Origin of the sequence: Parabacteroides caecihominis, from assembly GCF_023656785.1 — a bacterium.
GTDB classification, from domain to species: Bacteria; Bacteroidota; Bacteroidia; order Bacteroidales; family Tannerellaceae; genus Parabacteroides; species Parabacteroides segnis.
Genome location: NZ_JAMOKS010000021.1, coordinates 1 through 12753 on the forward strand (window position 1 = coordinate 1; position 12753 = coordinate 12753).

At 34.8% G+C, this 12753-nt stretch carries 8 protein-coding genes, 1 pseudogene and 1 CRISPR repeat array; all 9 genes and pseudogenes read left to right on the forward strand.

Annotated features, from left to right (window positions below; translation table 11 throughout):
* Positions 1-119 precede the first annotated feature (119 nt).
* Positions 120-377 (forward strand): annotated as a pseudogene (locus tag NBH14_RS17485) (transposase); the annotation flags it as partial.
* A gap of 147 nt (positions 378-524) precedes the next feature.
* Entirely contained in the window at positions 525-1313 is a 789-nt protein-coding gene (gene cas6 / locus NBH14_RS17490) for a CRISPR-associated endoribonuclease Cas6 (protein ID WP_186960619.1), read from the forward strand.
* Between the two features lie 6 nt (positions 1314-1319).
* Positions 1320-3107 carry a hypothetical protein gene (locus NBH14_RS17495; protein ID WP_186960618.1) on the forward strand — a complete coding sequence of 596 codons (1788 nt, stop codon included), beginning with the start codon at positions 1320-1322 and terminating at the stop codon, positions 3105-3107.
* 13 nt (positions 3108-3120) lie between these two features.
* Entirely contained in the window at positions 3121-4074 is a 954-nt protein-coding gene (cas7b, locus tag NBH14_RS17500) for a type I-B CRISPR-associated protein Cas7/Csh2 (protein ID WP_186960617.1), read from the forward strand.
* Positions 4075-4082: 8 nt separating this feature from the next.
* Entirely contained in the window at positions 4083-4781 is a 699-nt protein-coding gene (gene cas5 / locus NBH14_RS17505; RefSeq protein WP_186960616.1) for a CRISPR-associated protein Cas5, read from the forward strand.
* Positions 4778-7195, forward strand: a complete 2418-nt coding sequence (gene cas3 / locus NBH14_RS17510; protein WP_186960615.1) for a CRISPR-associated helicase Cas3' — start codon at positions 4778-4780, stop codon at positions 7193-7195. Before cas5 ends, cas3 begins: the two co-directional genes overlap by 4 nt.
* Positions 7195-7710 carry a CRISPR-associated protein Cas4 gene (cas4, locus tag NBH14_RS17515; RefSeq protein ID WP_186960614.1) on the forward strand — a complete coding sequence of 172 codons (516 nt, stop codon included), beginning with the start codon at positions 7195-7197 and terminating at the stop codon, positions 7708-7710. The genes cas3 and cas4 overlap by 1 nt, the downstream gene beginning before the upstream one ends.
* On the forward strand, positions 7707-8723 hold the full coding sequence (cas1b, locus tag NBH14_RS17520) for a type I-B CRISPR-associated endonuclease Cas1b (RefSeq protein WP_186960613.1): 1017 nt from the start codon (positions 7707-7709) through the stop codon (positions 8721-8723). The genes cas4 and cas1b overlap by 4 nt, the downstream gene beginning before the upstream one ends.
* On the forward strand, positions 8724-8987 hold the full coding sequence (gene cas2 / locus NBH14_RS17525; protein ID WP_186960612.1) for a CRISPR-associated endonuclease Cas2: 264 nt from the start codon (positions 8724-8726) through the stop codon (positions 8985-8987).
* A 222-nt stretch (positions 8988-9209) separates the two neighbouring features.
* Positions 9210-12620: direct repeats of the CRISPR family, unit length 29 nt; unit sequence CTATAAATAGAACCTAACGGAATTGAAAC.
* Positions 12621-12753: the final 133 nt, after the last annotated feature.

Below are 12753 nucleotides of genomic sequence, written 5' to 3' on the forward strand. Positions count from 1 at the left end.
AATCGTGTAAAAGAAGAGATAAATAATGTATTTACGCAGTTGGTTCTTGTCCTTGCCGACAAAGGTTTCATCAGCCTTGACGTAGAGTATATCGACGGTACCAAGATTGAGTCCAGAGCCAACCGGAAGCAGTTTTTGGACAAATGAAACACAACATGGCATACAGAAGGTTCCGGCATGGGGGAGAAGACAAGGTGACTATGGACTTTGCCTTCTTTGCTATAGCTTTTAATATCAAAAAGATGTGTACAAAACTACTAAAAGCAGGAAAGAGAAGGAGTGCACACACTATATTTATCTTTATCAGACCACGTGTGACTCAACATACGACGAATATTAAGCCTTATTACCTAATTACTGAAAAAATAGTCGCATAGACAAAAAAAAGAGGAACGACTATTTTAAGATAAAAAAGGAGATGTGCCTTAGTTTTGACACACCCCCTTTGTGTTTCTTAACATGTGGAATTTTGAATGTTGGGTATGTTTATTTCTTAGCTTTACGACCAATAAAAAGAAAATGCAATGAGATTTAAACTAGTATTACAAATCGACAAAAAATACGGAAATCGCTTACCTTTTAACTACCAATACGAGCAAATGGCTGTTATCTATAAGATTCTTTCATTGTCAAGTGAATCTTATGCAAACTGGTTACATGATAATGGATTTGAACTAGATGGAAAACAATTCAAGCTGTTCACTTACTCATCTTTGATTATACCTTCTCGCTGGTTAGATAAGGAGCATGGATGCCTACATATAAATAGTGATACTGTAGAATGGTATATATCTTTTCTTCCTGAAAAATCAACACGGCAGTTTATTCAAGGTATCTTTATGGAACAGACATTCCAACTGGGAAATAGACAGAATGTTGTTCAATTCAAAGTACAGAGTGTCGAGATGTTACCAGCTTTAGACTGTGAAGAGGAGGCTGATTTTAGAACTTTATCTCCGATGTGTATTTCCCGTCGAGAGGAAAATGATAAAACGGTATATCTTTCTCCGGTAGATCCTTATGCGAAAGGAGCTATTTTAATGAGTCTTCTTAATCGGTATGTTGCTTATTATGGAAAGCCGTATCAAGGGATATTAAATTACGATTTTACTGTGACGAATGTTCTTAAGTCTAAATTAATAACAATAAAAGCAGATACCCCTCAACAAACAAGGGTGAAAGGCTTTCTTTGTGAATTTAGAATGAAGGCTCCAAAAGAATTAATGAATATAATGTATGAATCCGGGATCGCTGAAAAAGGTAGTTCAGGTTTTGGAATGGTAGAGAAAATAGATAAATCATCCTTAAAGTAATATATTATGAGCTTAGATACAGTAATAAAAATAGGTCAATTTTATCGTGAAACAAGAGATGCGTGGAAATACCATGATCAGATAAATTGGGCGATAAACGATGTGAAAGCATTAGAAAAGAAGAAAGATAAAGATGGTAATACCATCACTACTACATTCTATGAAGTAAATATTATTGATAATGGAAATAGTTTCTTTCTTGACTTCGATTCTATGGCACGTATCATAGATGAGGATAAGATTAAATCTATTTATTATTTGAATTTCAAGACATCAAAAAAAGATTCTTCTAAGCGTTATCTGTTAGGAGATTTGGTATATTCTTGCTATGAAGATAAAAAAGGAATGCTGATAGAGGGGGGTAACTATAGGATGTATGGAACATGGGCTGATAAAGAAAAAAATGGAATTGTGGAAAAGAAATCCTCTTTCTGGTTGAGTGAGGATGCTGCAAGCCGTATGGAGAATCCTTTTATTCAGAAATTTCGCTCCGAATTCAGGAGAAAAGCTGAATCTATTGAACAATTTCTTAAAAATCAGACATCCGTTGTGCTACATTTTAACTTCGACGGGAAAAGTTGGCAGGATATGGATGGTATAGTTGATAATATAGATATTATCCTGACAGAGAGTCTTGTAAAATCCCTTCCGGATACCGATAAGGTTATGTTGGACAAGTATCTATATAAAACGCTGGGTGGTGTTACCCCCGGCTTTGGAGAAACAGGGTATAAGAATCGTTTGTTTACACGTGATGATATCATTAGTTTGATGTATGCGGGAAACGCAGCAGAGAAACCATTGATGCGTATAGGTGGAATAGGTATAATAGCTTTGCCGCATTCAAAGCAACTGACATCCGATATGGTCGTTTACTTTTTTGAACGAGATAAAAGAACATTGGAGCAGGAGGGTAGGAAAGAAGCCGATATGACATTCGTAGATGAGGAAGATTCATGTGATTCATCCTTTGAAGGTTTATTGAAAAATGATTTTGATGATTCTGTTAAATTTGATATCATTTTTACGAATGTTCCGGCTTCTCCGGCTGGTGTTTTCTCTGACTTGATAGAATTTTCAGACGTACAAAAATCTCTCTTAAGAAGGGTTCATGCGCGAATTATTGAATGTAGACGCGAGATAGAGGACATGGCTTATACTGAATTTCCTAATGCCAGGAATTTTCAATATCAGATCCGTAACTCTTTTCAAAATCTGTTAGGTGATGTAACGAAAGATAAGAAAAAGTTCCAGTCCCATATTTTGAAAGCTTTGCCTCAGATTTATACGGATACTTATTATGAAGATCCTGTTTTGCTTCCTGCATTTTTGGAAAAGGTGGAATATAATATCCGAAACGATAATACAAATTTTAATCTACTGAAATATGATTTTTATTTTCTAATGAAAATACAAAAAAAGAATACGCTTATGATGATTAAAGATTTAAAAAGTTATGCTTTAGGTAAACAACTAGGCATAATGGCTCAACAGTTTGCGTCATGGAGGAAAGATTGTCCGATTAAATCATTTGAGAAATCTTATGTAGGGAATCTTTCCCGGAGGACAGCTTCGTTGGACGAGTTGGTAAAGTTTGCTGCTTTTCTTAATGAAAAGTTGGTTATGCATGGTTTGACTAAAAAGTGGGTAAAAGAAGCCTATATGAAGTTTGCAGATATCGTTAAAGATTTTGGCGGAGAGAAGTATAGTAAATATAATTGCTCACTTGGTTTTTTTGAAAGTTATTATGATTCGAGAAAACCCATTGAAGAAGAAATAACGGATGCTAATTAAATTATAGATACAAATGGAAAATCAACAGGAAAAATCAGAAATCCTTTTTTGGTACGATAGTACTTATTCAATACCTAATGGTGACCCTTTTACAGGGGAACAACGTTATGATGATGAAACAAAACGTATTTTGGTAAGTGATGTTCGTATTAAACGTTTTATCCGGGATTATTTTATTCAACAGAATGAAATAGAGAAAGATAAATATGATGTATATGTTTTCAATGATAAGTCACAGATTGCTGAAGGGAGTAAGGAGTCGGGTTCTTCTGCCAGAATGAAATCTTTGAGAGTGAAATATAATTGTGAGAAACCGGATAAAAAGAGACTGGAAGAGGAAGCATTGTCTTTAATGAAACATTGTATCGATGTACGTTTATTCGGTGGAATCTCTACTGAAAAAGATGCAGCTGTAAATATTACAGGTCCGGTACAATTTGCTCTTCTTAATCCATCTATGAATAAGATCGATTTGCGTATTCATCAAAATACGTCTGTCTTTTCATCCAGTGCAGATAAGTCAGGAGGCGCAATTGGTACGACAACAGTGGTGCCTTATGCTCTTAATCAGATTCACGGTTGGATTAATCCTTATTCGGCAAAGAATAGCGGGTTGACTGATGATGATGTGCAGGAAATGTTTAAAGCACTTTGGAACAGTATAAATAATGCAAATACCCGAAGTAAATCCAATCAGAATTCAGTGCTGTTGCTTCAGATTGTTTATCGTACTCCGAATGATAAATTGTATGGTGTCGATAAATTAGTAACGATAACATCAGAGAAAGAAGAAGAACAAATACGTGGAATGGTTGATTTTCAGTTTGATTTTAATAAGTTAAAGACTGTGGCAGATTCCGAAAAAGTGAATGAAGTACGCTTCTATACGGAAATAGAGGCTATAAAGAATGCGCTTCTTGCTTTGGGAAATGAGAAAATCAAGTCAATCGATATATTCACAAAATAATTGGAGGCATGAAAGGTGTTCGATTAAATATAAAAGGAAATTGGGCACAGTTTCGACGATCTGAGACCAATAATAATCCGCTTTCTCATGATTTGATAACAAAGACGGCACTGGTTGGTATGATCGGAGCTGTGCTTGGTAAGAATCGGGAAGAAATGAGGAATCTGTTCCCGGTTTTGTGTGATGACTTGAAATATGGCGTGCAGGTGAAAAATGAAGTAAAGAAGCAATCGTGGGGATTTACTTTTCGAAGTGCGACGAATGATTGGGATAAAGTACCGAAACAGATGGAGTTTCTTCGTAATCCTGAGTATGAAGTTATACTTTGCCTTGTCAATCAGCGTTCGGAAGCCTTGTTTACATCATTTGTCGATTATTGCAAGGAGGAAAAAGCTTGTTATAATCCTGTGTTAGGATTGCACAATTGTCCTGCAGAAATTCGATGGGAGGAAGATGGTGAAATTGAATATGTGGCTGATGGAGTGTTCTCTACGAAAGGTTTTGTTACAAGCAAACATATTCCGGAGGAATTGGATGCGAATACGTTACGTATAGGTTTTGACCGGATACCTTGTTTTCAGAATGATGATTTCTGGAATTTACCGGAAGGTTATGTTTCAATCGTTTATCCATCTGCCGGTCATTCAATTAAGGTGCGGGGTGAACATTATTTGTTTAATGGAGAAACACAGTGGTGTCTGATATGAAATACTGGTCTCATGTAGATAAGCTATTAGAAGTTCATATTTGCGGGGTGATTGAAAAATCCCGCAAATATACTTCTTTATCGATCACTGAAGTAGCTGCTCTTTTTCATGACTTTGGAAAGATAAATCCTAATTTTCAAAAAAAACTGGCGGGAATTAATGGTGGGAGATATTCAAATCATTCTTATTTGTCTGTATTTGCATTTGTTTATTTTGCAAAGACAAATCGGGAAGCCTGTTGGCAGTTGCTTAAGGCTGAAAATGCTGCTGACTATAAGATTAAAATTCGACAGGTAATCGCTTTGATTTCTCATCATCATGGAGATTTGCCTAATTTCAGGGATTTACTGAATTTGGAAGAAGTAACAAATGCGGGTATGTTCGTTGAAAAGAATGAGTTGCCGTTTTCATCCTTTCTATCCAAGCAATTGTCAATCGAACATAACCAGTTTTCAATAGATTATGATGAATCTGACTTTCAGAATTCGAGTAAGTTTGTAGAATATCTACACTTGAGACTTTGGCGTGCAAAAGCTTTGCAGTATTTTATGGATACCCAATTCGGATTTGCATCGTTAATACATGCAGATAAAAGAGATGCCGGAAATAATGTTTGGTATCAATTTGAGGATAGGATTCCACAGGCTATTGAAGAGATGAATTTGGCATTGGACCGGAAGTTTCAACTGTTTGATCAAGGACCAGTTTTATCTGATTTAAATTGTTTAAGAACTGCTATTCGGATAGAGGCTACAAAGAATATTTCTCGCTATTTATTGTCATCCGGGAGAGTGTTCACTATAACAGCTCCCACAGGTGCGGGAAAAACTTATACCTTATTATCGGTTGCTAAAGAAATACAACGTCAAAAAGGACAGTTGGGTATCATATATGCTTTACCTTTCCTATCTATCACCGAGCAAGTTCAACGGATATTGGATGAAGATGGAATTGATTATTTGCCTGTGAATTCGAAAGCAAATAACCAAGAATTGGTTACTGCATTGAATATGTATGAGGTAAATCCGACTTCGGAAAATTTGCAAAAGATACTTCAACAAGATTTTGCTGAACATTCGTTTGACCATCCTTTTATTATAACAACCTTTGTTCAATTTTTTGAAACTCTGGTTAGTAATAAGAATGCCACGTTATTGAAATTACCTAATTTTTCAAATCGAATATTTCTCATTGATGAATTGCAAGCATTGCCGCCACGTCTATATCTATTTTTTTCTGCGTGGCTGGAAGCTTTTTGCCGTATAAATAACTCATATGCCATATTGTCTACCGCGACTATGCCCAAGTTAGATTTTCCGGTAAAGAATTATGCCGATGAATTGGCTGACCCTTATCTCTTGTTTAAAGAGTATTCTGATAATCTGCCAATAGAACTGATAACTCCTGAAAGATATTTTTCGGAGAAAACGTTTAATCGCTATAAAATACATTTGATAGATAATGACAAATTTATGCTACAGGATTTGATTGACCATGTTTTGAGTCAGACTAAATCTTGTCTGGTGATTTTGAATACTATCGGTGATACAAAGGATCTATATGAGAAACTGGAAGAATTTTCTCATATTATCCTGTTAAATACTCATTTTACCTCTTCTGATCGGAGTGAAAAAATAAAAATGGCAAAAGCCTTTTTGAATGCGAATGAAAAGGTTATTTTAGTATCTACTCAATTGATTGAGGCAGGTGTTGATATTGATTTTCCTGTTGTATATCGGGATTTATGTCCGTTGCCAAGTCTTATTCAAAGTGCCGGAAGATGTAATAGGAATAATACTTTTTCAGAAATGGGAGATGTTTATTTCTTCCAATTGAAAAAAGAACAAGGAAAAGCGAGTTCAGAAGTAATTTACAAAGGAGAGGCTGCTCAGTTTCTTCATTTTTGTAAGGAGCATATTACTGATGGGGTAGAAGAAAATAAGTTGTATACTATTCAGTCTGATTTCTTTTCTTCTATTCGGGATTCTCTTACTATAGGTGAATTTAAGAAAGGAGACAAATCAATAAATATGATTGAATGTGTTAATAACGCTGAGTTTGAACATTTAGGACAATTTCAATTAATAGATAATGATCTGTTTGGTGAGCAGTATAAGTATTATATTCCAAAAGATGAAGAAGATTTTAGTTGTGAAGAGTTGGCAGACTTGACAGCACAATCTTTAAATACAACTGATTTTGAAAAGAATAGAAAGACTCGGATAGAAATTAATAGCAGACTTAAAATTTTAAGTGATAGAATCATAAATGTCCGTTTGAACTCTAAAGGAAATCAGGTAACCCCTGCTTATCGAGGAGGGAAAACTTATTTGGGTATACGTGTCTTATATGATTTGAACAGTTATTCATTTGAAAAAGGTTTAGAGTTAGGAACAAATAATTTATTATTATAATGCAGCATGTAACAGGTACATTGATTTCTTATTATTTCTATTGTAAACGTAGGATGTGGCTTCATGCCAATGATATTCGTTTTGAAGACACTTCGGATGATGTGGCTATGGGACGTCTTATTGAGGATTCTACTTATTTACAACGTGACAGTAACTATGAACAAGTAGAGCTAGATGGTATTAAGATCGATTTTTATGATCATAAAAATCGGATTATACACGAAACTAAAAAATCTCCTAAATTTGAGCAAACGCATATTTGGCAATTGAAATATTATATGTATGTTTTACTGAAAAATGGAATGGAGGGTATAACAGGTATTTTGGAATATCCGACGGAACGTAAGACACATAAAATAGAACTTAGTTTAGATGATGTGGCTGAAATTGATCAGATGATATTAGAAATTAAGAGAATTATTCAGTCTGGGGATTGTCCGCCACTTGTAAAAAGTGTTCGATGTAAAAATTGTAGTTATTATGAATTTTGTTATATTACGGAGGATGAAATATGAAGAAAACTTATTATTTATTTAATCCCGGTAAACTCAGTAGAAAAGATAATACCTTGAAGTTCGTTCCTGTGACAGAAGATGAAAATGGTCTTGAACACGATGGACAACCTAGATTTATACCTATAGAAGGTGTAAGTGAATTTTTTGTTTTTGGATCATTAGTGGCAAATAGTGCTTTGTTTAATTTTTTAGGACAAAATGATATTGCTGTACATTTTTTTGATTATTATGAAAATTATACAGGTTCTTTTATGCCCAAAGACTATTTGTTATCTGGCAAAATGTTATTAGCTCAAACGTCTAATTATGAAGATTGTTCTAAACGTTTGGTTGTGGCACGAAAATTTATTGAGGGAGCATCATATAATATGATAAAGAATCTTCAATATTATAATCGCAGAGGGAAAGATATGGAACCGATGATTGAACAGATGAAAGGTTATGCTTCTAAATTAGATCAAACTCAGAGTATACAAGAGGTAATGGGATTGGAAGGTAATATCCGCCAGGTCTATTATGAATCATTTAATTTGATATTAAATGATTTTCAAATGAATGGAAGAAGTAAACAGCCGCCAAAGAATGAGGTTAATGCTTTGATCTCATTTGGAAATATGATGTGTTATGGTTTTTGTCTTCGATCTATTCATCAGACGCAACTGAATCCTACGATTAGTTATTTGCATACTCCGGGAGAGCGTCGTTATTCACTTGCTTTAGATTTAGCAGAAATATTTAAACCGATTATTGTAGATCGTACAATTTTTAAAGTTTTAAATAGAAAAGAACTGCAAAGTAAACACTTTAACAGTTCTTTGAATAAATGTATTTTAAACGAGGCTGGGAAAAAAGTTTTTGTTAAAGCAATTGAAGATCGTATGTCTGAAACAATTCAACATCGTAGCCTCAAGCGTAATGTAAGCTACAGGCATTTAATTAAATTAGAATGTTATAAACTTAGCAAGCATTTACTAGGGATGGAAGAATATAAACCTTTTAAAATGTGGTGGTAGATGTATATTATTCTTGTATATGATATGGGAGAGAAAAGAGTTGCAAAAATGCTTCGTCTTTGTCGAAAATATTTAAATTGGATTCAAAACTCTGTATTTGAAGGAGAATTGAGCGATGTTAAATTAAAAGAACTGAAAATTCTGGCAGGAGAAATAATGGATAAAGACGAGGATAGCCTAATTATTTTTTCAAATCGTTGGGATAAGTGGATGGAGCGGGAAGTGATTGGAAAAGAGCGGTCTAGTATTGATCAATTTTTGTAAAAGTTGTCGATGCAAATTTTTGTGGATAAAAAGAGGGTTTATAGGAATCATTCATCTTTCAAAAAGTTCTTTGACATATTGAAAATCAAACCAATAATATAATTTGTCGATACCCTGTCTTTTTTCTATGATTGGGGATCGACAACTTTGTAAATAGAAAATGATAGTTGAATGCCGCGAAAAGCCTTTTATTATCGTATATAATGCTCGTTTTTGTAACGACTATAAATAGAACCTAACGGAATTGAAACACAATACATGTTGTTCCCACTCAAAATACTTCGTTGCTATAAATAGAACCTAACGGAATTGAAACGAAGAAGCCATTCAGGGAAAGACGGCAACAAGCCAGCTATAAATAGAACCTAACGGAATTGAAACGTCGTGTCCTCACATTCACATAGTTTCAAACCCTGTGCTATAAATAGAACCTAACGGAATTGAAACCTGGAGAGCTTCGGATATAAGCGAAACATCCATTTTCTATAAATAGAACCTAACGGAATTGAAACAAACTCAGAACTTTATCTCCGAATGCGAAAATTGCATCTATAAATAGAACCTAACGGAATTGAAACTTTATTTGGTTCCTTATGATGATGGTGATAGGATTCTATAAATAGAACCTAACGGAATTGAAACAGAAGAAAGGAATCTTAAGTTCGGAACAGCAAACTAACTATAAATAGAACCTAACGGAATTGAAACATGAGTCTTCGTAAAGTCAAGGCCATAGACCTCGCGCTATAAATAGAACCTAACGGAATTGAAACCCAGAATGTGGACAATCATTTAATACTCAAACCAGACCTATAAATAGAACCTAACGGAATTGAAACGCAGTGGCCCGTATATTTCAGCCGGGTATCAAATTCTATAAATAGAACCTAACGGAATTGAAACATGATGAGCAACAATGAGGAATATCAACAGGGTGAACTATAAATAGAACCTAACGGAATTGAAACATTGATGAATGAAAAAGGTATGACTTTCAGTAACCGTCTATAAATAGAACCTAACGGAATTGAAACGACGCAATGCGGGTATAAGTTGGCCGACCACATTACTATAAATAGAACCTAACGGAATTGAAACAAAGGTATGACTTTCAGTAACCGTGAACAAGAGATTCTATAAATAGAACCTAACGGAATTGAAACTGGGATATTCTTGGTTCTTATTTTTCCTGCTGCTACCTATAAATAGAACCTAACGGAATTGAAACAAGGCCGTTACTGTCGTATTTTCTTTTCCCTATGCTATAAATAGAACCTAACGGAATTGAAACTCCATCCGATCAGCGGGAAACGGAAGTAACAACTGCTATAAATAGAACCTAACGGAATTGAAACAGTTTATGACCGAAAATACAACCTGAAGGGTGGAGCTATAAATAGAACCTAACGGAATTGAAACCGGCTAATCTCAATTCATTTCGAATAAATCCATCATTCTATAAATAGAACCTAACGGAATTGAAACCTATTAACTAACTTTGCACATTTCTTGCTAAACTTCTATAAATAGAACCTAACGGAATTGAAACCCAGTAACTTTCAATGTAGGAAACCACATACCTTCTATAAATAGAACCTAACGGAATTGAAACTGACAAGTATCTGCTTTGGGCTTACACCCTGAAGGAACTATAAATAGAACCTAACGGAATTGAAACTTGAAGTTGGCCGGACAGGGTACAGACCAGCGCAGTCCTATAAATAGAACCTAACGGAATTGAAACGAACAGAATCGATTAAAGTATATCCATGCAGAAACTCTATAAATAGAACCTAACGGAATTGAAACTATAGAATCCGTAATAGATAAGTTTATGCCTGAATCCTATAAATAGAACCTAACGGAATTGAAACTACTGGGGATAGATACACTCCACGCTTACGTACATCTATAAATAGAACCTAACGGAATTGAAACATGAAAAAGGTAAACAAGCCCGTCGATATTTCATAGACTATAAATAGAACCTAACGGAATTGAAACATACTAGCCACAGCACCAATAGCCGTTACCCATCCACTATAAATAGAACCTAACGGAATTGAAACATCCTTATATGATTATATGAATGATCACCAGAAAAGTCTATAAATAGAACCTAACGGAATTGAAACATCGTCAAACGCCCGGCGTTGTGATCCTTCCACAACTATAAATAGAACCTAACGGAATTGAAACACAAGGTAACGGAACCGAAAAAGTGGTACGCGGCGGTCTATAAATAGAACCTAACGGAATTGAAACTGGATAAGATTCGATCAATAATAGATGAATTAAGGCTATAAATAGAACCTAACGGAATTGAAACTATAATAAAGAAACTATCACAGAATCAAACAATCCTCTATAAATAGAACCTAACGGAATTGAAACAGGAGAAATGGGCGGTATGTCTCATCAGTATGAACTGCTATAAATAGAACCTAACGGAATTGAAACATTGATTCAAATTATATACTTTCATAAACCCTTTTCCTATAAATAGAACCTAACGGAATTGAAACTAGATTACACCCGGCCATTGAACGAATATGCAACACCCTATAAATAGAACCTAACGGAATTGAAACTGCAATAGCTGTCAATTCAAGCAAAGTTTTTAACGTCTATAAATAGAACCTAACGGAATTGAAACGAAGACACGTGAAGTGATCAGCAAATTGTCTGGAGATCTATAAATAGAACCTAACGGAATTGAAACCAAAAACAAAGGTGGCTTGACATCTTTGACAGCTTTCTATAAATAGAACCTAACGGAATTGAAACTCAGGAACGACAATCTATTCGGGACCAGATCAATTTGCTATAAATAGAACCTAACGGAATTGAAACCCTATGGTCGTCTGATGCTTTAACCAGCCTGTTCCACTATAAATAGAACCTAACGGAATTGAAACCATAATAAGACAGGCTTTTTCCCTGGCCCACATGTTTCTATAAATAGAACCTAACGGAATTGAAACTCTACATTCGGTAATCTCTTTCTCGCCCGCAAATACTATAAATAGAACCTAACGGAATTGAAACCGTTTTTGGCTTACCCAATTAAATGTAGTCGGCACAGCTATAAATAGAACCTAACGGAATTGAAACAGAAATATGGCTTTTCGTCTTAAAGGAACAACAACCTATAAATAGAACCTAACGGAATTGAAACGAGAAAACCGGCGAACTTATGGATAGATATGAACACTATAAATAGAACCTAACGGAATTGAAACTACTCTATTGCTTTCCCTTGGTTATGATCTTGCTTAACTATAAATAGAACCTAACGGAATTGAAACAGTGGTGCGTCATTGAGAAAAATAAAAAGTTGACCCCCTATAAATAGAATCTAACGGAATTGAAACATTTCAACAACTTTGACAACAGCAGTCTTGTTCATTTCTATAAATAGAACCTAACGGAATTGAAACATAATGCACGATGGCATATTCGTTGCCTTCGTCAACTATAAATAGAACCTAACGGAATTGAAACGGGGTCTTGTGGAACTAGTCACTATTCCCCATACTCTATAAATAGAACCTAACGGAATTGAAACAATATACAATTTACCACATGGAAAATGAATAGGGATGCTTAAATAGAACCTAACGGAATTGAGAATAACAGTAGTGGATTATATGGATACGATTATAAAAGCAGCTTTAGCTTGATCTCTAATAAATTGTATTTCTATTTGGAGGCCCAAGTGCTAACGGATCATTCTTTTTTGTTTACATTTGCAACATTAATCTAA